Raw genomic sequence first — 23,939 nt, forward strand, 5'->3', positions numbered from 1 at the left:
CAGCAGAGTGCCAACGGCTATGCGATACTCAGGCAAGGCCCCTCGCTGATGCGCTTCACCGCAGGATGCTGGCTCATCGCGAGAAGGTGTCGAACGGCTCGGCGACGGCGGAAGCGTTGGGCTACAGCCTGAAGCGTTAGACGTCGCTATCGTGCTACCTGGACGACGGCGCGCTTCCGATCGACAACAATCTGGTCGAGAACATCATCCGCCCCCTTGGCGTTGGGTCGGTCCAACTGGCTGTTCGACGGATCACTCCGCAGTGGGCAGCGAGCCGCCAACGTCATGAGCCTGATCCAGTGCGCCAAGCTGAACGGCCATGAGCCCTGCGCATACCTAAAGGACGTACTGGAACGGCTGCCGATATGCAAGTCCAGACAGATCAGCGAGCTCCGGCCTCACAACTGGCATCACACTGACTGACTATGTCAAAGCTCCCGGATGTAGTGCTGGAGAATCTTCTCAGTTTTAGGAAGAGGAGTGCTCCTCGAGCTCAGCCGTATCATCCGGGAGCTTACGCCTAGCAACTGCAACTACTGTCACATTTGTTTCCGCCATTCTTATAGCCCTCGAAGAAACGGCGGATGTTACTAGGGACAGAGGAGTTGGCAGAGTGAGATTCTGGCATTTCTCCGCTGTAGATTGTCTTCAGTATTTCTTCAATTATTAGGCCCACGGGGACCGTGGTGCTCTTCTTTCCCTGATACTTCCACACACGGCAGTCAACATCCGCTCCACTAGCGAGATTAGAGCATTCGGTACAATGCGACTCAGCTAACTCTGGCTGTATGTCTCTGCCGTTTATATGAATGCTCGGCGAGCTCTGAAGGTTAACTGATTCCGCGAGTTCAAGGCTATCTACATGCTGGCGCCGGATGGACAGACGTCGACCGGTGGCTTCCAGGACAGGACGTATGATAGAAATCGCCTCATCGAAAGACTCCTCAGAGCTTTGGCAGCGCGCACAAGTCTGATTGTCAATATAGAGATATTCCAGTTCGATGGTTTGCGTTTTATTGCTGCACATATTTTTCACCTTCATTTGAATAGATATGATGTCTTTTTTTATAGAGTATTGCACTAAGTGTATTCGCCCTTAAGTTTTGGTTAAGGGCTAGTGATGGAGCGTCTGCCTATCTTCATCTAAGCTTTGTGTAGGGATGTCGTAGTAAGAACTCCCCCCCCCCCCCCCCCCCCTTTCCTTGCCAAGGCTTTATCTCCTGTCTTTAGCGAAATTTTTGATCAATGGTGTGTTTCAAAAACATTATGCTAAGTGTTGATGTGAATCGGTTTCTCTATAGGTTTTATTAATTATCGCCTACCGATGTGCTGTTGTTGCGGGATCGTTAAATCTCGTTACCCTTTTTTATTATAAGCCTAAAGGTGATTGTTTTATCCAGTCATGTTAAGCTATCCCTGATAACATTGGAGGCCTCATTATGACATTGTGCTGAGGTAGATGGTCCATGGGAAAGCAAGCAGGTCGCAAGGGCATATGACCTTCATTGCGATGATGATAGTGGATATAGAATAATCAGCTATGTATCTTCCTTTGAGGTGCTACCCGGCTTGCCTCCAACCTAGGTTCAGTTCTTTTGCTCTGGCTTCAAAGTGTCGCTGGATATGCTCCTTGCTGATCGTCTCCGCCACGCCCCGGAACTGCATCAAGCGATTGGTGTGCGCGCTCAGATTAGGAAAGTCTGCAAGACGCGCGAGGTTACAGCCGAGGTAGGGGGCATAGGCTATATCGAGGCGTACCAGCGTGCAGAACAGGCGCCAGTCTGCGGCAGTTGGGCTACTTGAAGCAAGGTACGACTTGTGGTCAAGCAGTCGGTCCAGTCTCTCGAGGGCCTGAAAGAATGAAACTTTCTCGCGATGATGGGTTTCATAGTCATGAGCGAAACCTACTCGATATACTGCCGAATTTACGTGTGAGTTTATAAATCGACTCCAGTAGTCGATTTGGCGGCACAACGACTGGGGATAGAGATCTGCCTTCCGCTGGGCGAAACGCTCGAACTGAGTGGCGAGCATCCACATGATGTCCGCCGACTCCGTGCTGACAATTTCATTGTGCTTCTTATCCCAGAGTACTGGGACCGTTACGCGGCCTGTGTATTGGGGGGCAGCAGCAGTATATACCTGGTGCAGATAGCGTGCACCCAGTACTGGATCATTACCTTCTGGAATTTGCCAACCCTGCTTGGTGAGGATCGGGTCTACGACGGTGATACTGATCGCATTCTCTAGCCCGCGAAGTGCTCGCGCAATGAGCGTTCGGTGTGCCCAAGGGCAGGCATAAGAGATGTAGAGGTGGTAGCGATCTAGCTCGGGATGTCGTCCATGGGTGCTGTCTACCCGGATGCAGCCCCGAAACCCTTCGTCGCTGTGGATGCCATGTGGCCGCTGGTAATCTACCCTCCAACTGCCGTTCTTTAGCATGCCCATGGTTTAGCTCCTCCTGCTCGATGCTCGGTGTGTGAAGAAGCCCCACGAACGTAAGTGCCATTCCGGAAAAAAATAATATGCGAGGCGTTCCCAAAAACTCACACTTGAGAAACAAGGCTGTAGTGTGATCATGTCGTCTTCTTGGCTGAGAAAAACCTCTTTCCAGATACACGAAGAAGGACCTCAGCGAAAACAGTAGAGGGCATATTTATCGCGCCAGCGAGCAGCCTCGATTTCGTTGTCGCGAAGATTTGTTGTTTCATACAGTCCCATGTCCCGCAGTAGATAACCAGGTGTGTTCTCAGGGATTCGAGTCTCCCGGCCGAAGAATAAAGTGTTTATAAGGCTCTTGATCTCCATGGCTGATCCTCCTCAATGCTGTGATATGAATTGTAGAAGAACATTGGGTGTTGATAACTGAGGGGAGTGGAATTATATTATTTCCATTGTGGAAACAATCATCATTCAGGTGCATCCATGGACAAGTTACAAGCCATGCGAATCTTTCGCCGGGTGGCTGAGCTGGGAGGCTTTGCTGTTGCAGCGAGGGACCTGGATCTTGCCCCAGCATCGGTTAGCAAGCACGTTGCCCACCTCGAGCAAGCGCTTGGGGTGAAGCTTATCCACCGCACCACACGCCGCATGACTCTCACCGATGTCGGTGCTGTCTATCTGGAGCGAATTCGCTACTTGCTCGACGAGTTGGAAGAGACGGAGTGTGCCATTAGTGGGTTGTACACTGAGCCACGCGGTCTCCTCCGCGTTAATGCACCCATGTCTTTCGGGCTTCTGCAAATCGCACATGCTCTCCCGAGCTTCATGGAGCGTTACCCGGATATCCAAATCGATGTGAGTTTCAGCGACCGGGTAGTGGATTTGATCGAGGAGGGGGTGGATGTGGCCCTGCGCATTCGCACGCATCTTGAGGATTCGAGTCAGATCGCGCGTCGCCTGGCACCAGTTAGACGTGTGCTTTGCGCGGCACCATCCTATCTGGCTCGCGCGGGAGAGCCGCACTCGGTCAAGGAGTTGCAGCAACATGATTGCCTGATCTATAAGCTCTCGGCCTCTCCTCGGCGCTGGAATCTTGGCGGTGAGGAGATATCCGTGGATGGGCGCATGTATGCCGACAACAGTCTCGTCTTGAGGGAGGCTTTACTAGCTGGTCATGGCATTGCGCTTATCCCGACGTTCATGGTCGGGGAAGATCTTCGTGCTGGGCGGTTGTTACGCTTACTGCCTGACCTCGAACCTGAGGGGCATCACCTATTTGCAGTGTACCCACCCGGGCGGCAACTCTCGGCTAAGGTCAGGTTGTTTGTCGATTATCTGAATGATTGGGTTGGCAGTCCTCCTCGGTGGGATAGAGTCTGTGATTAATAGATCATTGCCCGCTTAATCGATTGAATAGTTTGTGCTGTGTGCAATTGATTATTCGAGTTTTGGAAATGGTTATTTTCCCAATGGGACACCAATGTGGTGAGTAGACCATGATATGGTTTTTCTCAGGTTAGGAAGGTGTATGCACTGATTTCTCCGTAGGGGAATTGATTATAAAGAGGTAAGTAACGTGATCCGATTAGCCGAACCCTACCGCCCGAGGCTTATTCGTCCTATTGGTCTCTGGGAGATTGACGATTGGAAAATGAAGGCTTACGGCATTGCCTATGAGGGTCAGCAGTTAGAAGAGAGCTTGATTGAATCAGCATGGAAGCTAGCAAAGAAACGGCTACATGAATCGGCTCATCAGACAAACCACTATGGTGTCGGCTTTGTTGGCGTTCATCAGAGCAAAACTAGTAGCTTCTTTTTTGTAGACTGGTGGGCGGATGAAAATGAGCTTCACCATCATGTCTATGCCACTTCGTCTAAGCGGCAAGACGAGTTTCGTTACCTTACGCCGTCAGGGCTTATTGCCTGTGCTTGGGAACTAAGTGTTTTGTGCTTTGAGCGAGAGGCATGGATAAAGCATGTGCTGCAAGGGTATCCAGAGCCAGATGTTGATGCCTATCTCAAAACGGTGATTGATACGATTGCCTAATTTGTCGCTATGACGAGTATGCCCAAGGCTAGATGTTAATAGCCAGTATGCTAGTTAAGGAGCTAACGAGTGGACACTCTGCAAAAACAATCATGTGATGCTGCGTTTTCTCATTGCGAAACTCTAGATGGGAACGCTTTTATCGACGGGCAAGATTTCTGCGGTAAAGTGAGATTAAGAGTTTGGCTTGACTTTGTTTGCCCTTATTGCTTGCTGTCTGAAGCATCAATCTATGAGGCTGCTAAGAGTCTAGACGTTAAGATCGAGTGGATGCCGTTTGAATTACGTCCATATCCAGAGCCAACGCTGCGGCCAGAAGGTAAGTACTTGCAAACAGTCTGGGCTAGTTCGGTTTATCCTATGGCTAAGCAGCTAGGTGTTCCGATCCAGCTTCCAAAAATCTCACCACAGCCTTATACCCGACTGGCGTTTGAAGGAATGCAGTACGCGAAATCCCTAGGAAAAGCCGATGCATATATACGCGGTGTGCTTAACGCTTTTTTCGTTGTTGGTGAGGACATCGGAAAATTAGATGTACTGGAAAAGGTGGCTTATCAATCCGGGTTAGATAGGATGGAATTTAGACGTAACCTGGAATCAGGCCGCTTTTTCGAGCTACACCAAGCGATGCTTGATGTGGCGCGTCAACATGATATTCGATCAGTACCGACGATTCAGGTCGGTACGGTGAGAATTGAGGGTGTCCCAGATCTCCAGGAACTTCGCGAGTGCCTACAACGTCAGCTTGAGTGCGGTGGTGCAAGAACGGAATAGCTCGACCTACGGTCCGGAGCATCGTTAGATTGACTTTATGACTTGATTTAAGCGCCAGGATGTTATGTAGTGGAGTTTTTGACGCATTACGCGCCTTTTTTGTTAGTAGATGCAGAGTGCTAATGTGGTCGTTGAATCTTCTGGTTCTCGATTTTCATGGATAATGCTAATTTGTATATTTAAAATCGATAAATGTTATAGCTTGTTGTGGGGAGAGCATGTAATGCGATTTTAGTTAGAGGTAAAAATATTTTTCTGAGGAGGTGGGGGTTATTGCTAAAAGGATAAGTCGTGTTTGTTTTTTTCTAGAACTTTGTTCTGTTTTGAGATAAATGGTAGATGGCTGTTATGTAGCTATTTATAAGGCTGCAATGGTCATGGTGTTGGGTGGCCATTGATGTGTATGGTTTTGTGGTCAGTTGTTCTCGAATTTTATCGCAACTCTGTTCATAATTTCATTAAGCCATGTGTTGGCAATGTAAGATGGGCATGGTTATCAGAGAAAATGTTTGGCTTAACTTATTGGATTATCTTGTGTTTTGGCAGGTTTGTCGAAACTGATGGAATACTTATTCTAGGGGGTGGAAGTGGAACGGGCGAGTGTTAAAGGTGAGTGCCTTTGCGGTGGGGTGGTGTTTGAAGTCATTGGCAAGATTCCGAATATTTATCAATGTCATTGCCGGCTGTGTCGGAAAGCAACGGGGTCTTCTGCCAATGCCGCTACTTTGGTGCATGAAAGTAATTTTCGTTGGGTGTCTGGATTAGAGTTGATTGCGTCATTTAGTAAGGAGACAGGATTTCAAAGCAGTTTTTGTTCACGATGTGGAAGCCCCGTTCCAAATAAGATTGTAGAGGCTGGCATGATTTGGGTGCCGGCTGGCTTGCTAGGTGAAGAGTTGGATTCAAAAGTTTCTGTCCATCTTTTTCTCGCTTCTTCGGCTAAATGGGAGAAAGAGTCAGGGCGATGTGTTCGATTAGATGAAGCGCCTAGTAACTTGGGGTCTCTTTATAATCTACTGCAGAGGAAAAATACATCCTGATGATCGAATTATTATATTGGTGAGCTCCCTTGAGATAGCTGCTGGCTTTAAGGTATCGAATTAATGATATCCTAGGTATCGATAGCAATTTATAGTCCTGGATTCATAGAATAACCGCAGCACTTTGGACAGCACGGTGGAGGCAGGAGGGCCAGCGCCGGTGCCCTTCTCGGCTCACCGACCAAAGTGATGCAGAGCATGGGATACCGACAGCTGACCCAGATCCAACGATACCAGATCCACGCCCGCTATGACTTGGGCATGAGCCAGCGGCAGATCGGCAGGGAGTTGGGCCTCCACAGTAGCACGATCAGTCGTGAGCTGCGCCGCAACGCCACCTCAGATGGCTATGATCCCGAACAGGCCCAGGCCCTCAGTGATCATCGGCGCCGCACAGCCTGGAAGTGGACAAAACGTCTGCCGAGCTTGATTGCCGCCGTTATCGGCCGGCTGCGTGAGGAGTGGAGCCCACAGCAAATCAGCGGCTTCATAGCGCCATTGGCCGGGGTAGGCGTCAGTCATCAATGGATCTACTCCTTGATCTGGGATGACAAGGCACGGGGTGGTGATCACTGGCGGCATCTCCGTCAGCCCAAACGTCGCAGCAAGCACCGCGTCCAGGCCAAGAGCGCTGGGCTGGGCAAGATCCCCAACCGGGTAGGGATCGAGCACCGCCCGGCTGAGCTCGATGACCGGCGTTTCATCGGCCACTGGGAGGGCGACACCGTGATCCAGGGGCACAAGCAATCGGGCCTGGTCACGCTGGTCGAGCGTCGCAGCGGCTATCTGCTGGCGGCACGGCTGCCCAAGATCTCGGCAGAACTGACACAAGCGGCCATAATCCGCCTGTTGAAGCCTCGTCGGGGAGCTGTCCAAACCATCACTCTGGACAATGGCTCGGTATTCGCCGGCCACGAAGCCGTGGCCAAGGCGGTGACGGCGGCGACGTACTTCTGTGATCCCTACTGCTCCGGGCAGCGTGGGACCAACGAGAACACGAATGGCCTGATACGGCAGTACTTCCCCAAGGGAACGGATTTTCGGCAGGTCACCGATACCAAGCTGCGCAAAGTGGTTATGAAGCTGAATGACCGCCCCGAAAACGGCTCGGCTATCGGACACCGGCTCAGGTGTTTCTGGGGGAATACTCAGGAGCCCTGGATACCGCAGGTGCTGCGCTCATTGCTTGAATTCAGGATACAAAGAGGGATACTTCTGGAAGGTCTCCAATTCGTTCACTGGTACTACAGGGAAGGGGGCTACCACAGATGCCGCTGCTGCCGATGCCGGCATGCACACGGATGGCGTATTAAATGGCATCTCCTACGATGCTTGTATAGGTATCACGGAATCGGAAAGCGAGACAGGGAAATACTGTAACGGGAAATATTGGGAAGGGGGCAGTGGACGGATGCCACCCAATTTGAGTGTTCGGGCACGGACAGCGATCAGGACTACTGCAATCCCACGGAAGCAGAGATTCTTGTCGACGAATGGCCCGAGGACGGCTGCGTAAATCTCGCGATCAAAGGCGGCAAGATCGTCGGCAGCAAATACGACCCCGAGAACGACGGCACCTACTCCAAGCCGATGAGCGAGATCGAGCTGTGCGACGGCCAGGGTGAAAGCATCTACCTCGCGCCGGCGGCGAACGGCGGCTGGAAAAGCATCGACTCGACCAAGACCAACGGCTATCTGTATGACTCCAGCGGCCAGCAGATCGCCCACATCGACGGCAACGAGTACGCCGACCCCAACATCTGACGCCCCGCATCCGTGACCGCCTACACACCCCTGCCGCTATGCGGGCTAGGGTAGGGGGTGTGACGTCAGGCATTCGTGTGTGCCCCGGGAGGGGCCCGTCGCCAGGGAGGCAGGCCGGCGTCGAGGTGCTCGCCGAGGCACCATTCCGGGGAAAGGGCATCGCTCAAGCGGTCTACGACCGGCCCCGCCATTCCATCCCACCAGGCCCGCCACCCGGCGGGCCAACTACGTATTGAATGGTGTCCCTATCCCTCCTCATCACCCGTCAATGAGTTCGGACAAGATGTCTTCCCAGTATTCAAACAAGAGAAGGTGGCCCTGATCTTTGATCAGGTTAAGTTTCGCGTCGGGTATTTTTTCCTTCATGTGCATGGCCATTGCTGTGGTGATGTTTCGGTCCAGCTCCCCTTGCCAAAGCGTTACGGGTATACGGATCTCTCCAAGGTTGAAGCCCCACGGCTTTGCAACCGCGCGGAGATCCCTGGCATGTCCGCGTGCGCCTTGCCGGTAACTTTCAGCTATGTCCTCGGCATACATTCCACGGATCTCGGGTCTCTCCATCAATTTCTTGTCGGGCGCCGAATAGCTAGTTGCTGCCTTATCCAGAACCTTCCTAGGTTCCTTTCTAGCCCCTTGAGCCATAGGAGAAATGGCCAAGGGTAGTAACCATGAAGCATGACGAGCTATCCACAATCCGGTGCGGTTCACTGTGCTCATGCCCTCGGTCGCACCTGGCATTTCGAGAGGCGCCATTCCGCTGATCACTGCTATACGAGAAACGCGATCAGGCATTGCCCATGCACAGGCCAATGCGTAGGGGCCCCCTCCTGAGATGCCAGCGATGGTGCACTTGTCTATCTGGAGAGCATCCAAGAGTTCACCTGTATCCTCTGCCCAATCAAGCAATGTTCGCCCCGGCTTTGGGTCCGAGAGACCGATTGCGGGCCGGTCAGGGTGAATCACTCTTACGTCTTTTCTAGTAGCGATAGAGCCATCAGGATGGCGAAAATGTCGCGAACCAGGTGTTCCATGAAAAAATAGTACTGGGACTCCATCCGGATTGCCCCTCTCAATGTAAGCCAAGTGTCGGCCATCATGTAGCTGAATTTTCTTAGTGCTGTCACCTTTCATGAAGTAGGCCTTTCTATCCCTATCTGAAGGACTTTTGATTGAAAAGTAAAATAAATGTGACTAATCGAACTGCTCGCAACCCATGAGGACTCTGACAGTTCGGAACGATGCTGCTTACATTGTGTCCATCTAGACATATTTCAAGCGAGCCGATGCAGCAGAACGAATCCGGCGATCTGGTTGGTATTCGCTCGGCCGTAGGCCATTGGTCGAATGCGCGCCACGGTATGAGAAATATGGTACTACGCTGAGGGAGTGACGCGGCTCAGCATGCTCTCGCTGTCATGCGCCCTGGATGGCAGCGAACCCAAGCGTCACTGGTTGACGAGTGTTGGAGCGTGAAAGGACACGGATGGCTGCCTTCTACCGCGGCATCCGCCGCACCACTTGGCTGACCGGCGCTTGCTGGTCCAGGTCATCCAGCCGAACGCGCCCGCTGACCAGCCGGCCCCGCCAGATCACGTGATACTCGACGACCCGCCGCCGCGGCGGCCGCGCCCGCCGCAGGCTCATCCATCCTCGTCGTTACAACCGCTTCCGCCACTGGGTGATGTGGTACCGCAGCTCGTTATCGGGCTGCTGGGTCAGGGTCACCTGGTACTGCTGCCGGGTACGTCGCCGCCTCCAACTGCTGCTGTACCCGGCGGCCGAGCTGCTCGTAGCTGGTGGGGGTGTGCTGATCCATGGCGGCTTTTCCTGTGATTGCTGGATGGGTATCCAGTGTCGGCAGGGCGGGGCGGGGGATGCAAGCGCGGCAGCGGGCTACGTCATGCGGTCGCGGTGGCAGCAGTGCCTCGGGAGCCCTCGCGCATGTGATGCGCGGTGACCTTCCCGCAGGCCTTGCAGGTTACCCGGTACAGATTGGGCCCCTCCTGGTGGAGATCGAAGTCTCGCCAGGCGGGACCGGAGTCGGCCCGTATTTCAGTCGCCCCACAGGAGCACATCATCAACCAGCGCCCAGATGGGTCCGGCATCATCGTGATCTCGTCCATGGATTGATCCTCCCAGCTGATCTGCTCAGGGTAGGTGGCGGGGCAGGGCGCTGGTGTAGGTGATCGCTGACAGCAGGTGTGAGAGGAAGGGCCTGGCGCCCGTGGGGCATCAATGGGGCAAACCGGACGCCATTCCATGCCATCCGGTGGGGTAGGGCGGTGGTAGCAGGTAATTGATCAGCCCGACAGCGGCGCGGGTTCCCGGCTGCTGGCGCTGGATGCCCGTCCATATGCGGCCATCATCGGCGTATGGTGTTGGCTAAGAATTTTTTAACTTGAAGCAGAAGTTCTTGCACTGCTCTAAGGCTAATGAGTTGAATGCAGCCACAGTGTCCTCTTTAACTTCCACAGTGCCTTTTGTTGCCTTGTGTTTAGGAACTGCCGCGAGGGCTGTCGTATCGCTTATTGGAATTATTGCTCTTGAGTCATAGCAATCGGCGGATATGAATCCACCTGAGGGACAGTGAATTACGTCCCATTTGGCATATTTATATTGATGCCAATTTTCTTCAAGCTCTTTCTCTATCTTCATTGAGGAAGAGAATATTCCGTCGACAGTTCCATCACCGTTAATAGGGACTTTTCCATTTTGATTGCACCAGTGGACGATGTCCTTGGGCAGCTTTCCCCAATCTATTCCCTCAAGCATTGTTTCCGGTGCGCTTGGGTTTAGAGAGTGATGGTGGCGGAGCTTCCAGAATAGGTCGTATCTTGAAATATCTATATGGCTTGATACGTTCCCATGGTTTTCTACCTGTCGAACCTGGCCTTGCATCTTCCTTTCAATGTCATCGCGGCCCAATATCTCTTCTATGTGGTTTGACCAAGCCTTCCACCCAGTGAATCTGTCATCATTTATCGAAGTCAGGGTTTCTGTTCCTGTCTCTTTATCTATGACAACTACTTCATCATTGTTGTGGGAGAAAGATCTAATGATGCTTGCCATGTGATAATGTTGCCGCTTGGCAAGAGATCGTAACTGTGCCATCGAATATCCCTTTCGGTCTTGATTCAGGAAAAATTTTAACCATACTCGCCCAGCAGAGGAGAGGTATGTCGGTGGTGTGGGCCATTATCGGCGTGGGGCTTCCTATCTCAGTCTCTCTATGACTGTGCACTCGCATTTCTCCGGCCCGATATGGTCAATACGAATGCGATACCTGGCGACTTGTGAAACCCCGTTCTCCGTTGATACTCGCTCTCGCATATCAAGGAAGTCGCATGTGTTTCCGATGGCGAGATCGTCCTCGTGCAGAGCGATCATCTCGCGGGACACCGTGACCCTGTCTCCAATCTCCATACGGCAAGTCTCCTGTCCATGTCACAAGTTCTTGGCAGCGCCAGGGCCGCCGTCATCCACGGGCTGAAGATAGCAGGAGGTGCGCTGGATCTCTCAACGGCTGGCACCGGAGGCGTGAGACACATCCCGATTTGTGAGCCTGGGACCCATGCATCATACTGATTCGCAACGTCAATCCCGAGGGCAGGAGTTCCATGTGTGAGCTCGAGCTGACTGAGGCTCCAGGGAGCCTGATGATAACCGGGTCAGAGCTTAGCTCGCCCCAGGGCGGCCGCTGAATCAGCAGAGCATGCCTGCAAGCCATCGGCGCATCAGGACCTCCAGAAGCGAGAACACCCCGGCGAGGTGGAGGAGCAAAGGGAGGACTTAATCAGCCTAGCCTGGCGTGGGCCTGTTGGATCTCGGCTTTCAAGCCGCTCGATCGCTTCTGAAACTCGTTGAGCTTGCTGTTGGCAGAATCGCGTGCCTGGTCTTCCTTCCCCTGCTCATCGTCGAGATTCCGCACGAACCGATCGAACAAGAACTGGATGCCCGTTAGCTCAGACACCTGCTGATCGGCCTCGGGAAGGTAGAACTTGACCAACGTTGCGAGCCGGTTCGCAGCCGGGAGATGATCATGGATGCTTAGCTGCTGCTGCGCATACCGACGCACCTCTGTGGCGTCGAGGTGCTTGAGTATATCCCGCACAGTGGCCATCTGCTCAGTTCGAGTGGTTATGACCTCATCCAGTGCGGAGTACGCCTCCTCCAGTTTGCTGCGTTGGAGGGCGTGGTTGTTGGCCTTTACGGTGCCCTTATAGGCACCTCGTGCACCAATATAGGCACCGCCAGCAGCTCCCAGCAGAGTGGCCAATGCGGTTAACACGTCCCCAGCGTCAAGTCCGACGGCTGTCATTCGTGCTTGGCACTGGTGAAGCAGGAAGAGCAGCGTTTCCATAGCGTCGCGTCCTTGCGGTAGGGATACCAAGCTAGCGCGCCGGCACAGAAAACGAAAGCGCCCCTGGCGGGTGAAGAGGCGTGGGTAAGGTGGCTTCTCCGGCAGGCGCCCCGGTAGGGGCCTACCTGCGTCTGGCCTCCAGTGACATCGGGCATCTGGTCTTGCCGGTAGCCACCCCTCCCCAGCATGGTCGCTTACTTCCGTTTGGCTATAGTGAGATTGCGGGGCGCCCGCATGTTTCAGGCGTGGCAGCAGGGTGAAGTTGTACACCATCCATTGGGGGAAAAGCGATGAAACTCATGACGTTGGCCGCTGTTGCTGCTCTCGCCACAGCCTCATCCATGAGCCTGGCGAAAGATCTGACTGAAATCGATACGCCCGCCTCGGAATTGGAACAGGTGTTAGCACAGGAAGTTGAGCTACCAGCGGGAGCTCAGGAGGTACGGGTGATCAGAGTCACGATGGATCCACATACGGCAGCGGCATGGCACTCCCATCCCAGCCCAGTCTATGTGTACGTCGCTGAAGGCGAGGTGGTGCTTGAGGTGGAAGGTGAAAGCAAGACGATCAAGGCAGGAGAAGCGGTTTCCGAACCCCTGGATGCCCGGATGCGGGCAATGAACACGACGGACCAACCTGCCCGAGCGGTGGTATTCCAGATCAGCCCCAAGGAAGAGGCATTCCTCGAGGAGGATGCGCAAGACTAGGTGTTTCCCCTAGTAGGGGCAGATCACACTTGTCCCTATCATCCCTCAGAAGTTGATCTGCCCCCTCTTTCCTGGCGAAGCCCTTGACTATGAACTGCGAGGCACTCGCGCCTCAGTTATTGTCAATTCTGGTGGATGGCGATCAGGCCGCATTCCTGTCTGATTGATCGGTTACCTGCTCTCCATCCTGGAACTTGACGTTGCTGACGACCAGCTCCAGCTTCTGGAAGTGCTTGATGCGCCTCCAGCGCTTCTGAGCGCTCTGAAGCAGCTTGAAAACCATCGCCAGGGTCGTCGCCCGGGAGCCGCAGTTCCGGCTCCGCTTGCTCCGTAGCCTGACCGTGGCGAAGGTCGATTCGATCGGGTTGGTGGTGCGGATGTGCACCCAGTGCTCTGCCGGGTAGTCGTAGAACGCCAGCAGCTCGTCCCGATCCTTGGCCAGGCATGCCATGGCCTTGGGGTACTTGGCCTCGAAGCGTTTCAGGGTGCGATCGAAGGCCTGGTGCGCCTGGTCGCGGGTCTCGGCCATCCAGATGTCATGGAGGTCGGCCTTGACCTTGGGTTGTACCGACTTTGGCAGCTTGTTCAGCACGTTAGCTGTCTTGTGGACCCAGCAGCGCTGATGGTCAGTTTCCGGGTAAATCTTGCTCAGCGCCGCCCAGAACCCCATGGCACCGTCGCCCACCGCCAGTTTTGGGGTCGTGGTCAGGCCACGTTCTCGCAGGCCCGTCAGCAGGGTCTCCCAACTGGCCGCCGACTCGCGGAAGCCGTCCTCGACGGCCACCAGCTCCTTACGACCATGCTCGGTGACACCGATGATGACCAACAGGCACAGGCGGTCATCCATGCGGACGTTGCTGTGCACACCGTCGGCCCACCAGTAGACGTAGCGCCGGTCGGCCAGGTCTCGCTTCCGCCACTTGGTATGCTCGTCTTCCCACTGCTTCTTGAGTCGTGACACCGTGTTGGCCGACAGCCCCTTGGCCTGGTCGCCCAGCAGCGCCGCCAGGGCCTCCTGGTAGTCGCCGGTGGAAATCCCCTTCAGGTAGAGCCAGGGGATCAGCTCCCCGATGCTGCGGGCTCGCTTCAGGTAGGGCGGCAGCAGGCTGCTGTTGAAGCGAGCGCCACCCCCGCTGCGGTCACGCACCTTGGGCACCTGCACGCTGACATCCCCGACCCCGGTCTGGACCGTGCGCTCAGGTAGGTAGCCGTTGCGGACCACAGCCTGGCGCCCATCGTCGAGCCGCTGATCGGCATACTGCGCCAGGAAGGTGGTCAACTCGGCCTCGATGGCCTTGGCGATCAGGTCACGGGCACCTTGGCGCAGCAGCTCGTGCAGCGGGTCAGTGGCCTGGGGTTCTGGTTGTGAAAGAGCTCGGAGGGTAGAATCGGTCATGGCGTATCCATTCCGTGTTGATTGTGATCTGGCGAGATCAATCAACAGGATACGCCACCCTTCCTACCTCCTCCCATACACCAGAAGTCACCATAGCTCCTCGCGCCTTGAATGTCGCCTGCTCCTCGTGATTGATGCCGCGCTCCAGGGCGTCCAGGTAGTCGCATACCACTGCATCATCTCCTTGCGGTGCCCCAGGTACTCCGCTTGGTTGTGGATCCTTTCCAACCCCTTCTTCGTGTGTGCCAGGCCGTAGGGCCTCGATGGTCTCCAGAACCTGACGGGGGAACGGCACCACGTGCTCCCGGCACATCTTCATCTTCTCGGCCGGCACCCGTCACACATCGCCATCCAGTTCATCCCACTCGGCCCAGCGCACCATGCCCCGGCCGCGAGGCGGTGCGAACCACCATCCAGGAAGCCGCCTTGACGATCGTCTTGCTGGGGGATGCCCCCAGGGCCTGGAGGAACTCGGGGGCGCTCCGGCTCGAGGAGATGAGGGTAGCGCTCCTCCTTCGGTGCCTGGACGGCGATGTCGGTAAGGTTGCTGGCCGGATTGTTCTCGGTGTGGCCCGGGACGATGGCGTGGCCGAAGATCTGGTTCAGCCAGGTGCGGGACTTCTCCACGGTGTTGAAGGCGCCCCGGCCCAAGATGGCTACCTGCACCTTGGCGCAGTCGCTGCGGTGGATCTTGTTCACCGCCATGGTGCCCAGGGCGGGCAGGGCGGCGTTGTCCAGCCAGTAGCGCATGCCCTTGAGGGGCTTCCATGTATGGCAGAAATCTCGCCATACGCTGCGATGCCGGGTGGTGCGTGGACAAGACTGGATCCGGAGACGCCGGGGGATCGGGAGCTTGCGGGGAAGCAGGAGGCGTGCCTGGACGAGATCGAGCAAGGGGATGGAGCGGGTGAAGGGAATCGCCCCTCTCTCCGCAACTAGTAGTAAAATCAGTTGGTTACGTGATCTAGAGTAGCCATCTGTAGCCGCTACTGTAGCCATTCTCGTAGGCATCCACTGGGGCCATTGTAAGGGGGGCCGCTGGAGTCCAGCAACGTATGGTCGATGTATTGCTCTGTCAGAAGAGTACGGATTGCTGCCTCGGACCGTTACCGCTTGCTGTGCGCCGTTCTTGCCGCCTCGCTGAAAGCATCAAGCAAATCCTCAGGTCAGGGGATGGGGAGAGCAGTACTGCTTGTCACCGTGCTATCTTGAGCTGGCAAGCATCCAGCAAGGAGGCAACATGCTCGAAGACATGCACGGTGACAAAGTGATCATTGAAAAGACAGATGGCCGTCAACTTGGACCAGTGGCAGCATCCGTTCAGAAAAGCACTGTTTACATCCCCCATGCAAGAGAACCCATCGAGATGGGTGATGTGCTGTAACCGGTCGCTGAACACACCTTCTGCGAAGGGCCTTGGCCGGTGACAGTAGGTGCCCACGTAACAATAGATGGGCACCTATTCATGACATCCCCAAGCACCGAACGCGAGGTCCGTCGTCGCCGTCGCTATACCCCGTCGTTCAAGGCCAAGATCGTCGCGGCCTGCCTACAGGGCGACGCCTCGATTGCCCAGATCGCCCTGCAGCACGGGCTCAACACCAACCTCGTCCAGACCTGGATTCGCAAGGCCAAACGCCAGAGCCAACTGCCGACCGTGCCGGAGTTCGTGCCACTTCCGGCCCCGGCAGCAACGGCTGATTCCCCTACGCCTCCCACTTCCGCCGCGGCAATCCGGATCGAGGTGCCCTCGGCGCATGGCACGATCACCGTGCGTTGGCCGGTCGCCGAGGCGGCCCAGTGCGCGCAGTGGATGAAAGGGCTGCTGGGATGATCCGTATCGACGAGATCTGGCTGGCCACCGAGCCGCTGGACATGCGCGCCGGCCCGGATACGACGCTGGCTCGGGTGGTGAAGGTGTTCGGCGCGGCTCGCCCGCACTGTGCCTATCTCTTTGCCAACCGTCGCGGCAACCGCATGAAGGTGCTGGTTCACGATGGCCTGGGCGTCTGGCTGTGCGCCCGGCGTTTGAACCAGGGCAAGTTCCACTGGGCCGGTAACTGGCACGGCGATCGCGTCGCGCTGTGTTCCGAGCAGGTGACGGCGCTGGTGCAAGGCCTGCCCTGGCAGCGTCTCGGTGCCGACGGGGTGATCTCGGTCGTGTGATGAGCGGCACAGACTTGGCGGCCCGGCTATTCGCGGATGCGCTAATCCCGCTGTCGCCGGCGGGCTGGCATACTTGGCGGATGAAAACGCCGCCCGATCTGTCCCAGCTCACTCCCGATCAACTCCGTCACCTGGCGGCAACCCTGATGTCGCAGGTCGAGCAGCAGGAACAGGCACTGGCGCAGAGTCAGAAAACGCTGCGGCATACCGAGCAAGTCAATCAGAAGCTGAGCTACGAACTGGCGCTGCTCAAGCGCCATGCCTTCGGCAAGCGCAGCGAGCAGCTCAACGTCCTGCAGATCAGCCTGCTGGACGAGGTGGTGGATGCCGACATCGCCGCCATCGAGACCGAGCTGGAGGACCTGAAGCTCGCCTCCGCGACACCGACGCCCAAGAAGGCGCCCAAGCGCGCCCCCTTGCCGCCCGAACTCCCGCGCACCGAGATTCACCATGATCCGGAGAATGATCTCTGCGCGTGTGGTTGTCAGCTGCGGCGGATCGGCGAGGAAATCAGCGAGAAGCTCGACTACACGCCGGGCGTGTTCCACGTCGAGCGCCATATCCGTGGCAAGTGGGTCTGCGACCAGTGCGAGACGCTGACCCAGGCGCCGATGCCGGCGCAGATCATCGACAAGGGCATTCCCACCGCCGGCCTGTTGGCCCAGGTGCTGATCGCCAAGTATGCCGACCACCTGCCGCTCTATCGTCAGGAGCAGATCTTCGCCCGGGCTGGCGTGGCGATTCCGCGCTCCACCCTCGCCGAATGGGTCGGCGTCTGCGGCGTGCGGCTCCAACCGCTGATCGATGCCTTACGTGACCTACTGCTCAGCGAGCCGGTGCTGCATGCCGACGAGACCCCGGTGCCGATGCTGGCCCCGGGCAAGAAGAAGACGCACCGCGCCTACCTCTGGGCCTACGCCACCACGCCCTACGCCGGGTTGAAGGCGGTGGTCTACGACTTCAGCGAGAGTCGCGGCGGGCAGCATGCCCGTGACTTCCTCGGCGACTGGCGGGGCAAGCTGATCTGCGACGACTACAGCGGCTACAAGCAGAGCTTCGCCAACGGCGTCACCGAGATCGGCTGCATGGCCCATGCGCGTCGCAAGTTCGTCGACCTGCATGTGGCCGGCAAGAGCCAGATCGCCAAGCAGGCCATCGAGCTGATCGGCCAGCTCTACCAGGTGGAGCGCGAGGCACAGACGCTCACCGCGGAAGAGCGCCAACGACTGCGAGAGACACGAGCGAGGCCCATCGCCGACGCGCTGCACCGCTGGATGCTGGCTCACCGCGAGAAGGTGCCGAACGGCTCGGCGACGGCCAAGGCGCTGGACTACAGCCTGAAGCGTTGGGTGGCGCTGACACGCTACCTCGACGACGGCGGGCTGACGATCGACAACAACCGGGTTGAGAACCTGATTCGCCCCTGGACGCTGGGCCGCAGCAACTGGCTGTTCGCCGGGTCACTGCGCAGCGGCCAGCGCGCCGCCACCATCATGAGCCTGATCCAGTGCGCCAAGCTGAACGGCCATGAGCCCTACGCCTACCTGAAGGATGTGCTGGAACGGCTGCCGACACATAAGGCCAGCCAGCTCAGCGAACTCCTGCCTCACAACTGGCAGCACACCGACTGATTACCGGCAAGCGGTGTTGCCCGTTCGCTTACGATGTGCTGATCCGAGAAATGCTGCATGGTACAGATGAGCGGTACTTGGTGATTGATCCTGGGTTTACGAGAGGCTTTGGAAGTATTCCTGATAGCTATCAAACGGAAGTGCGTAGGGAGGATGCTCCTAATGACAAGCAGTCAGTCACTACAATCAACTATCATATAAATGGAAATAATGCTCGCTTCAACCAGAATAGTGAGGATAACTCGCTCAATGTCGTTATTGAGTCTAGTGACGGGGTGTTCGAGGACTTGAAGACTGAGCTGAGGGCGCATGTGGCTGATCCTCAGCGCATTTCTGAGCTAGAAGGCATCATCAATGATATGCAAGCATCCCAACATGACAGCAAAGGCATGTCTGAGAAGTTGGGGCAGCTCATCAGCAAAGGGGCAGATCTGATGGGCATCATCGGTCCTTTCGTGCCGATGCTGGCTGGGATAGCAGCAAGTGGCAGTTAAGTCTTCTTAACCACCTATCTTTGGCGAAGAATGAAAATCTATCGAGATTTACTCTTGCAGTTTGGGTTGACTGTAGAAGTGAATTGGTTAGGAAGATGAAGATCGAAATATGAGGGTTTGTAAGATGCTGTCATTCTTAAGAGATTTTTTCGGCAAGGTTCATGCGAAGTCTTCGTCAAGGGATAAAGCAGCAAGCTGTGATGCTGATCAAAGAATCGAGCATTGGCGAGCAGAGGTCCCTGCTCGGCGATTATTAAAAGAAGCCACTCAGCTTAAGAAAGATAAGAGCTATGAAGCTGCTTGTCGCAAGTTAGAAGAAGCATTTTCAGCAGAAGGAGGCGACGAGCTTATGCTCAAAGAACGTATGCGCCTTCCCATGTGTTTGCAGCTTGCGGGTAAAAGTGATGAAGCGTGGCGGATTTTTAATGAGCTTAACGTGACTCATGTTGATGTTTTTTCACAAGCCGAGTTAGCCAACCAGATGAGGATATTTCTTCAGAAAGACAAGAGTTATCGTCAGGCTCTTCTCTTTGAGGTATGGGCTATTTGCAAAGAGCTTGTCAGAGACAAAGAGAATGTTGTACAGATTTACGATAATGCAGATATGTATGCAAGTATGGAGGTGGATGTAAGCTTTGGTAGGAAAGAGCCGCTAGGCTACACTAGCAAAAATAATCCTATCTTCGACAATGCGTTGAAGATGTTTGAAGATAGAATTATGCTAACTGCCTCACCCGAGGGGATTGAACAGCGAATTGCCAGTCTAGTCAAGAAGAGTAATATGAGTAACAGCAGTGCGCAGATCGCCAAGGGGGTGTCAAGCTACTTGTCCTCTCGGAAAGAATATAGGTTGGATGAAGTTAGAGATCTTCTCGAAACATTTGATTAAGTTTGTTTCATGGTCCTGTGTCACGCTTTTAAGAATAATACATGTGTCGCGGAGTCTAACTGCTGATATGTGGTAAAAATATTTGTGATTCATCGATTCGTATAGGTGGAGCTGATCCAGGTCTCATCCTGATATGCTCATAGAGCCACGCTCAGTCCTGTCTTCCTGTCCATCTTTTGACCTATCCCAGTTTGCAAAAACATACCGAGGCACACAGACAAGTAAACCCATTGCTAGCTGTGAGTCCCCGATGCTCAGCCTGTAGTGCTGTGTAGGTCCTCCTATCGATAGTCCTCTAACAATGTGACCATTAGGGCATACATCACCGATCACGCCTCAAGGCGGGCACAGGACGTGTTCATATAAGCGTATTGACAACCCAAGCGAGCACACTTATTGTGAGCACACCCTAATGAATACGATGCTCAACAAGGGAGTGATCGTCGATGGCCTACATCCGTGCCTATCTCCGTGCTTCCACTGAAGACCAGAACGCCAGCCGTGCCCGAGAGGCCTTAACCAGCTTCGTCGATGAGAAAGGGCTGAAGGTCGCATCGTGGTACGTCGAGAACGCCAGCGGGACGAAGGCCGACCGTACCGAGCTTGCTCGGCTCATCGATGACGCCCACCCCGGAGACGTTCTACTGGTCGAACAGATTGATCGCCTTACGCGCCTGACGAAGAGCGATTGGGATCGGCTGAAGGGAGCCATCCAGAGTGCGGGTCTCAGGGTCGTCTCCCTGGATCTCCCGACCAGTCACTCGGCTATGGCAGTGGGCGATGATGATGACTTCACCAGCAGGATGCTCGATGCGGTGAACGGGATGCTCCTCGACATGCTGGCGGCAGTGGCCCGCAAGGACTACGAGGACAGGCGTAGGCGACAGGCTCAGGGCATCGAGAAGGCCAAGCAGGAAGGCCGTTACAAGGGCCGCCCGGTGAACGAGGAGCTACATCGACGGATCAGGGAGCTTCGAGAGCAAGGCTTCAGCGTCCGGAAGACAGCCGACATCGTGGGCTGTGGTGTCAGCACCGTCCAACGCGCCATGAAGCGTGCCGAGCAAGCTGCTCAATGAGACAAGGCCCGACCGCAAGACGAAGGGCAGGACGAAGGGCAGGGCCGGTTGGTCCTGCTTTTTTCGATTTCCGCGAATTCATCCTCTCGTGCATAGGAGATCCCTGGGGATCAGTCGGCGTGGGCAGCACCCACTATCCCTTATCGGAACACATCCTCACCCGGATGTTTTTCATTTATATCAGCACTTTACGAAGATGTTGGGGTGCGATAGCTTCATCTCCGGTGGCGTTCAAGAAACCCAGCCACCAATACCAACGTTCGGTGACTAAGTAAGGAAGGAGGCTCAGTCATGCGGATCGAGCTTGTTCGTTGGGGCATGGAGCTGGAAGTGGCAAGGCTCTACATTCGGCTCGTCTACGGGGATGTCTTTGTCAGGATTCCCAGGCTTGGTCAGTTGGCTTGGAATCAGTGCGGCCTGTACCTGGATGCCTGGAAGGACGTAGCGCAAGATCCCGTGATGAGGCACTGAGCTAGTTGCTCTGGTCTCAAGGTTGAAGGCGGTAGCACATGGGCCGTGTCGCCAGGTTAGTTTCAGGAAGCCCCTGGGGCATGGGTCATTCGATCCACCTCACGCAAACTACCGAGCAGTCACCGGGGGCATGGGGGGGATCGGTGTCTTCTCTTCAACCTCGATACCGGCTCACAAGTGCGCCACAAAAATAGCCGGGCTTTCCCCGGGGCATGGTGAGTGGAGACTGAGCCAGGCTCTGACAGCAGAGAGCGCTATCACCATGAGCAACACCCAACTGACCACCTTCGACTTCCCTTCCATGGCCGTCCGTGTGATCGACTGTGGGGACGATCCCTGGTGCGCAGCGAAGGACGTGTGCCTCGCCATTGGCTATGGCGTGAAGAGCAGTGGCGACGTGAATACTACGAATGTGCTCCGTCACCTAGATGGCTCAGAGGTTTTCACTGCTCGGATCAGTGAAAGGGGCCGCCCGTCGAAGATCATCTCCGAGTCTGGCCTCTACAAGCTGATCATGCGGAGCGACAAGCCCCAGGCCCGCGCTTTCCAAGACTGGGTCACCAAGACTGTCCTCCTGGCCATTCGTAAAGACAGTGAAGGCCGGTGTAACCTCAACAACCTCCACAAGGCATCCGGCGGTGAGCGAGTCCACCAGCCCAGCAACTTCACCTCCTTGGACTCCACCAAGCGAATCATCGTTGAGCTTTCTAAATCCTGTGATCTCAGGATTAGCCCGATGGAAGCCAAGCGTGGCCGCAATGGTGGCACCTACGTCGTCAAGGAGCTGGTCTACGCCCACGCCATGTGGATAAGCACGGCGTTCAACCTGAGGATGGTGCTATGACCGCTCAGGAGCAGCATTCCCAGTCTTTAGCTTCGTCGGACTGCTCCAACTGTGCCGATGTTGCCTGTGCGAAACAGGGGAGGAGATGCCTAGAAGCTCCTGATGGAAGAGTCATTTCGGCGTAGCACCACCGCCTTGCAACATCCGTTTAGGACCCTTCCTGTATTGCTCTCGGTACTTCCGTCGAGCCTTCGCATATGCAGCTTGGCGTGTGTAGCCCCTGCGGATCAACTCAGAAGCCAACTCGGCCACTTTCTTGGAGTTCTGTCCATCGCCGATGGCGACCGGCTTTCGCCGCATCTTGATGCGTTTCTGACGCTCGTTCATGACTTCACTTCCATGTCAGGAACCGGACGCCCACATTCTAGGGGATCCCAACATAGCCCGAAAGCTCTACAAATGTCGGACTTGGAAGGCCGAGTGAACAGGCTCCTTCGAGGCCCTCCTTGGCCATCTGAGGATCAATTTAGTCGCCGTTCCTTGGTCCTCCGTGCGATCCGTCTCAGGAGCGTGGTGACGACTTCAGGAACCGTGTGTAGCCACGGGTCGCCGTGCTCGCCAAGCCAATGCCCAGAGCCAGCTTCGAGGGTTTTTGCCCGGGCTGCACTGCGTTGATCCGGTTCTCCGCCTTGGTTCTCGCAGAGTGCTTGCGGCGTTGCAACTGGCCCAGCGTCCAGTCGAGGTTTCGACCGACCGTAGAGCGGTCACGAGCCGCAGCACCGGAGATGTCTCGAAGAGCCATGTTCACGCTGTGGCCACTCACGCCGGACTCTCCGGCCTTCACTCGGGCACGGGCTCGACGGGCTCGCTCCTGACGAGTCAGCTCCTCCTTCCGCTGATAGGCAGCCTCTTGCTCTTGAACCTGGCGCTGTCCGATGTCGCCGTACTGTCGGGTGAGTGCCGTCAGAGCATTCCGTCGATTCTGCTTGTACATGGCCGTCTGGGATTCGGCCTGGGCAGCCTGTTGGCGGTATCCGATGTACTGACTACCGGCCGAGGCAACCGTCATCATTGTCGAGGCGATGGAGTACGGGTCACACATCGGACACCTCCTGCCCGGAAGGGGCGATGCTGTGGTACTCATGCACCTTCTCTCCCTTCGCGGCTGCAACCGCAAGAGCGTCTGCCAGTTCGTTCTCTGGATGGCCGTCATGAGCCCTGACCCAGTGGAACCGGACACGGTGCACCTGAAGCAGCTCGTCGAGCCGACGCCATAGGTCGACATTCTTCACCGGGGCTTTGCTGGCCGTCTGCCACCCCCGACGTTTCCAGCCTTTCATCCACTGAGTCGCGCCCTTCAGGACGTACTCACTGTCCGTGGTGAGGTCGATGTCGGATGGCTTCTTCAGCACCTCCAGTGCCTTGATGACGGCGGTCAGCTCGGCTCGGTTGTTGGTGATCGTCTCTCCCTGGAGCTTGTCCGCAATCTTGAGACGACGCCCGGAGGGGCTCACTAAGACGGCCCCCCAGCCACCCTGGGGATTGCCCTGACCATTGTTGCTACAGGCTCCATCGGTGTAGATGCGGACACGATGGCCCTCGTCGTCAGGCCGGAAGAGAGGCTCAGAGAGATCGGCAAGAGCGTGTGGTGTAACCATGATGATCGTTCGTCCTCATTGTCGGAGACAGTCGGCTCCCTTCAGACGGACGGACCAGCGAGACGGACGAACACCGCCCGACTGACCGACTGTCTTCGAGAATGCCGCTGGGTTTCGATGATGTGGGTTGGGTTTGGGTGACAGGCATCGCCTGAACAGATCAGCTCAAGGGAAGAGCTGGGGATGCTCATCGGAGCACTGGGGAAGTGAGGTCCTTCCTCCTTGGGATGGATCACTCCA

The 23,939-nt window shown here is 55.8% G+C and carries 26 protein-coding genes and 2 pseudogenes; 17 read left to right on the top strand and 11 right to left on the bottom strand.

The window, feature by feature from the left end; genetic code table 11:
• Window positions 1-95 precede the first annotated feature (95 nt).
• Window positions 96-423 (top strand): annotated as a pseudogene (locus BEI_RS05065) (IS66 family transposase); the annotation flags it as partial.
• A 97-nt stretch (window positions 424-520) separates the two neighbouring features.
• Here the strand turns inward: BEI_RS05065 and BEI_RS19465 are convergent.
• From BEI_RS19465 to BEI_RS19115, 3 genes are all read right to left on the bottom strand, one after another.
• Complete coding sequence (locus BEI_RS19465; protein ID WP_097788495.1) at window positions 521-1,042, bottom strand: DUF2703 domain-containing protein; 522 nt, start codon at window positions 1,040-1,042, stop codon at window positions 521-523.
• A 518-nt stretch (window positions 1,043-1,560) separates the two neighbouring features.
• Window positions 1,561-2,448, bottom strand: coding sequence for a glutathione S-transferase C-terminal domain-containing protein (locus tag BEI_RS05075; protein WP_097788496.1), 888 nt, complete (start codon window positions 2,446-2,448; stop codon window positions 1,561-1,563).
• A gap of 183 nt (window positions 2,449-2,631) precedes the next feature.
• Complete coding sequence (locus BEI_RS19115; RefSeq protein ID WP_193765158.1) at window positions 2,632-2,808, bottom strand: hypothetical protein; 177 nt, start codon at window positions 2,806-2,808, stop codon at window positions 2,632-2,634.
• Between the two features lie 117 nt (window positions 2,809-2,925).
• Here BEI_RS19115 and BEI_RS05080 point away from each other — a divergent pair, with 117 nt between their 5' ends.
• The 6 genes and pseudogenes from BEI_RS05080 (at window position 2,926) to BEI_RS18890 (ending at window position 8,067) form a co-directional block, all read left to right on the top strand.
• Window positions 2,926-3,828 carry a LysR family transcriptional regulator gene (locus tag BEI_RS05080; RefSeq protein WP_097788497.1) on the top strand — a complete coding sequence of 301 codons (903 nt, stop codon included), beginning with the start codon at window positions 2,926-2,928 and terminating at the stop codon, window positions 3,826-3,828.
• Window positions 3,829-4,018: 190 nt separating this feature from the next.
• Window positions 4,019-4,489, top strand: a complete 471-nt coding sequence (locus BEI_RS05085) for an isochorismatase (protein WP_097788498.1) — start codon at window positions 4,019-4,021, stop codon at window positions 4,487-4,489.
• Between the two features lie 69 nt (window positions 4,490-4,558).
• Entirely contained in the window at window positions 4,559-5,263 is a 705-nt protein-coding gene (locus tag BEI_RS05090) for a DsbA family oxidoreductase (protein ID WP_097788499.1), read from the top strand.
• Window positions 5,264-5,850: 587 nt separating this feature from the next.
• Window positions 5,851-6,303 carry a GFA family protein gene (locus BEI_RS05095; protein ID WP_097791002.1) on the top strand — a complete coding sequence of 151 codons (453 nt, stop codon included), beginning with the start codon at window positions 5,851-5,853 and terminating at the stop codon, window positions 6,301-6,303.
• A gap of 198 nt (window positions 6,304-6,501) precedes the next feature.
• A pseudogene (locus BEI_RS05100) lies at window positions 6,502-7,493 on the top strand (IS30 family transposase).
• 199 nt (window positions 7,494-7,692) lie between these two features.
• A complete protein-coding gene (locus tag BEI_RS18890) occupies window positions 7,693-8,067 on the top strand; it encodes a hypothetical protein (RefSeq protein ID WP_153045760.1) in 375 nt (124 codons plus the stop codon).
• A 258-nt stretch (window positions 8,068-8,325) separates the two neighbouring features.
• Here the strand turns inward: BEI_RS18890 and BEI_RS05105 are convergent, their stop codons facing one another.
• The 3 genes from BEI_RS05105 to BEI_RS05120 form a co-directional block, all read right to left on the bottom strand.
• The gene (locus tag BEI_RS05105) at window positions 8,326-9,198 is read right to left on the bottom strand and encodes an alpha/beta fold hydrolase (protein ID WP_097788500.1); all 873 of its coding nucleotides are present in this window, start codon (window positions 9,196-9,198) and stop codon (window positions 8,326-8,328) included.
• A 1,251-nt stretch (window positions 9,199-10,449) separates the two neighbouring features.
• A complete protein-coding gene (locus tag BEI_RS18895) occupies window positions 10,450-11,136 on the bottom strand; it encodes a hypothetical protein (RefSeq protein WP_153045761.1) in 687 nt (228 codons plus the stop codon).
• 724 nt (window positions 11,137-11,860) lie between these two features.
• A complete protein-coding gene (locus tag BEI_RS05120) occupies window positions 11,861-12,427 on the bottom strand; it encodes a hypothetical protein (protein WP_097788503.1) in 567 nt (188 codons plus the stop codon).
• 290 nt (window positions 12,428-12,717) lie between these two features.
• Here BEI_RS05120 and BEI_RS05125 point away from each other — a divergent pair, with 290 nt between their 5' ends.
• Window positions 12,718-13,134, top strand: a complete 417-nt coding sequence (locus BEI_RS05125) for a cupin domain-containing protein (RefSeq protein ID WP_097788504.1) — start codon at window positions 12,718-12,720, stop codon at window positions 13,132-13,134.
• Between the two features lie 142 nt (window positions 13,135-13,276).
• Here the strand turns inward: BEI_RS05125 and BEI_RS05130 are convergent, their stop codons facing one another.
• Both BEI_RS05130 and BEI_RS18900 read right to left on the bottom strand, forming a co-directional pair.
• Complete coding sequence (locus tag BEI_RS05130; protein WP_097788505.1) at window positions 13,277-14,530, bottom strand: IS256 family transposase; 1,254 nt, start codon at window positions 14,528-14,530, stop codon at window positions 13,277-13,279.
• A gap of 315 nt (window positions 14,531-14,845) precedes the next feature.
• A complete protein-coding gene (locus tag BEI_RS18900) occupies window positions 14,846-15,280 on the bottom strand; it encodes a phage integrase central domain-containing protein (RefSeq protein ID WP_153045762.1) in 435 nt (144 codons plus the stop codon).
• A gap of 490 nt (window positions 15,281-15,770) precedes the next feature.
• On the opposite strand from BEI_RS18900, the gene BEI_RS19120 reads away from it, so the two are divergent.
• From BEI_RS19120 to BEI_RS05170, 9 genes are all read left to right on the top strand, one after another.
• Window positions 15,771-15,914, top strand: coding sequence for a hypothetical protein (locus BEI_RS19120; RefSeq protein WP_193765159.1), 144 nt, complete (start codon window positions 15,771-15,773; stop codon window positions 15,912-15,914).
• A gap of 81 nt (window positions 15,915-15,995) precedes the next feature.
• Complete coding sequence (tnpA, locus tag BEI_RS05140; protein ID WP_097788507.1) at window positions 15,996-16,364, top strand: IS66-like element accessory protein TnpA; 369 nt, start codon at window positions 15,996-15,998, stop codon at window positions 16,362-16,364.
• On the top strand, window positions 16,361-16,696 hold the full coding sequence (tnpB, locus tag BEI_RS05145; protein ID WP_097788508.1) for an IS66 family insertion sequence element accessory protein TnpB: 336 nt from the start codon (window positions 16,361-16,363) through the stop codon (window positions 16,694-16,696). The genes tnpA and tnpB overlap by 4 nt, the downstream gene beginning before the upstream one ends.
• Window positions 16,697-16,776: 80 nt before the next feature.
• Window positions 16,777-18,327 carry an IS66 family transposase gene (gene tnpC, locus BEI_RS05150; protein ID WP_097788509.1) on the top strand — a complete coding sequence of 517 codons (1,551 nt, stop codon included), beginning with the start codon at window positions 16,777-16,779 and terminating at the stop codon, window positions 18,325-18,327.
• 50 nt (window positions 18,328-18,377) lie between these two features.
• A complete protein-coding gene (locus tag BEI_RS18905) occupies window positions 18,378-18,821 on the top strand; it encodes a hypothetical protein (protein WP_153045763.1) in 444 nt (147 codons plus the stop codon).
• A 124-nt stretch (window positions 18,822-18,945) separates the two neighbouring features.
• Window positions 18,946-19,710, top strand: coding sequence for a hypothetical protein (locus BEI_RS18910; RefSeq protein ID WP_153045764.1), 765 nt, complete (start codon window positions 18,946-18,948; stop codon window positions 19,708-19,710).
• A 446-nt stretch (window positions 19,711-20,156) separates the two neighbouring features.
• Window positions 20,157-20,786 carry a recombinase family protein gene (locus BEI_RS05160; RefSeq protein WP_097788511.1) on the top strand — a complete coding sequence of 210 codons (630 nt, stop codon included), beginning with the start codon at window positions 20,157-20,159 and terminating at the stop codon, window positions 20,784-20,786.
• A gap of 291 nt (window positions 20,787-21,077) precedes the next feature.
• Window positions 21,078-21,257 carry a hypothetical protein gene (locus tag BEI_RS05165; protein ID WP_097788512.1) on the top strand — a complete coding sequence of 60 codons (180 nt, stop codon included), beginning with the start codon at window positions 21,078-21,080 and terminating at the stop codon, window positions 21,255-21,257.
• 262 nt (window positions 21,258-21,519) lie between these two features.
• Entirely contained in the window at window positions 21,520-22,101 is a 582-nt protein-coding gene (locus BEI_RS05170; protein WP_153045765.1) for a BRO family protein, read from the top strand.
• A 111-nt stretch (window positions 22,102-22,212) separates the two neighbouring features.
• Here the strand turns inward: BEI_RS05170 and BEI_RS18915 are convergent, their stop codons facing one another.
• The 3 genes from BEI_RS18915 to rnhA form a co-directional block, all read right to left on the bottom strand.
• A complete protein-coding gene (locus BEI_RS18915) occupies window positions 22,213-22,428 on the bottom strand; it encodes a hypothetical protein (RefSeq protein WP_153045766.1) in 216 nt (71 codons plus the stop codon).
• Between the two features lie 175 nt (window positions 22,429-22,603).
• Window positions 22,604-23,143 (bottom strand): virion core protein, T7 gp14 family, encoded by a 540-nt coding sequence (locus tag BEI_RS05175; protein WP_097788514.1) that lies wholly within the window; start codon window positions 23,141-23,143, stop codon window positions 22,604-22,606.
• Window positions 23,136-23,699 carry a ribonuclease HI gene (gene rnhA / locus BEI_RS05180; RefSeq protein WP_097788515.1) on the bottom strand — a complete coding sequence of 188 codons (564 nt, stop codon included), beginning with the start codon at window positions 23,697-23,699 and terminating at the stop codon, window positions 23,136-23,138. Before rnhA ends, BEI_RS05175 begins: the two co-directional genes overlap by 8 nt.
• Window positions 23,700-23,939 lie beyond the last annotated feature (240 nt).

The sequence above is a fragment of the Halomonas beimenensis genome (assembly GCF_002549795.1).
Classification (GTDB): Bacteria; Pseudomonadota; Gammaproteobacteria; order Pseudomonadales; family Halomonadaceae; genus Halomonas; species Halomonas beimenensis.

Coding starts and splice junctions, on each gene's coding strand:
- BEI_RS19465 (WP_097788495.1), bottom strand. CDS start 1,042: ATGAAGGTGAAAAATATGTGCAGCAATAAAACGCAAACCATCGAACTG.
- BEI_RS05075 (WP_097788496.1), bottom strand. CDS start 2,448: ATGGGCATGCTAAAGAACGGCAGTTGGAGGGTAGATTACCAGCGGCCA.
- BEI_RS19115 (WP_193765158.1), bottom strand. CDS start 2,808: ATGGAGATCAAGAGCCTTATAAACACTTTATTCTTCGGCCGGGAGACT.
- BEI_RS05080 (WP_097788497.1), top strand. CDS start 2,926: ATGGACAAGTTACAAGCCATGCGAATCTTTCGCCGGGTGGCTGAGCTG.
- BEI_RS05105 (WP_097788500.1), bottom strand. CDS start 9,198: ATGAAAGGTGACAGCACTAAGAAAATTCAGCTACATGATGGCCGACAC.
- BEI_RS18895 (WP_153045761.1), bottom strand. CDS start 11,136: ATGGCAAGCATCATTAGATCTTTCTCCCACAACAATGATGAAGTAGTT.
- BEI_RS05120 (WP_097788503.1), bottom strand. CDS start 12,427: ATGGAAACGCTGCTCTTCCTGCTTCACCAGTGCCAAGCACGAATGACA.
- BEI_RS05125 (WP_097788504.1), top strand. CDS start 12,718: ATGAAACTCATGACGTTGGCCGCTGTTGCTGCTCTCGCCACAGCCTCA.
- BEI_RS05130 (WP_097788505.1), bottom strand. CDS start 14,530: ATGACCGATTCTACCCTCCGAGCTCTTTCACAACCAGAACCCCAGGCC.
- BEI_RS18900 (WP_153045762.1), bottom strand. CDS start 15,280: ATGCGCTACTGGCTGGACAACGCCGCCCTGCCCGCCCTGGGCACCATG.
- BEI_RS19120 (WP_193765159.1), top strand. CDS start 15,771: ATGCTCGAAGACATGCACGGTGACAAAGTGATCATTGAAAAGACAGAT.
- tnpA (WP_097788507.1), top strand. CDS start 15,996: ATGACATCCCCAAGCACCGAACGCGAGGTCCGTCGTCGCCGTCGCTAT.
- tnpB (WP_097788508.1), top strand. CDS start 16,361: ATGATCCGTATCGACGAGATCTGGCTGGCCACCGAGCCGCTGGACATG.
- tnpC (WP_097788509.1), top strand. CDS start 16,777: ATGAAAACGCCGCCCGATCTGTCCCAGCTCACTCCCGATCAACTCCGT.
- BEI_RS18905 (WP_153045763.1), top strand. CDS start 18,378: ATGCTGCATGGTACAGATGAGCGGTACTTGGTGATTGATCCTGGGTTT.
- BEI_RS18910 (WP_153045764.1), top strand. CDS start 18,946: ATGCTGTCATTCTTAAGAGATTTTTTCGGCAAGGTTCATGCGAAGTCT.
- BEI_RS05160 (WP_097788511.1), top strand. CDS start 20,157: ATGGCCTACATCCGTGCCTATCTCCGTGCTTCCACTGAAGACCAGAAC.
- BEI_RS05165 (WP_097788512.1), top strand. CDS start 21,078: ATGCGGATCGAGCTTGTTCGTTGGGGCATGGAGCTGGAAGTGGCAAGG.
- BEI_RS05170 (WP_153045765.1), top strand. CDS start 21,520: ATGAGCAACACCCAACTGACCACCTTCGACTTCCCTTCCATGGCCGTC.
- BEI_RS18915 (WP_153045766.1), bottom strand. CDS start 22,428: ATGAACGAGCGTCAGAAACGCATCAAGATGCGGCGAAAGCCGGTCGCC.
- BEI_RS05175 (WP_097788514.1), bottom strand. CDS start 23,143: ATGTGTGACCCGTACTCCATCGCCTCGACAATGATGACGGTTGCCTCG.
- rnhA (WP_097788515.1), bottom strand. CDS start 23,699: ATGGTTACACCACACGCTCTTGCCGATCTCTCTGAGCCTCTCTTCCGG.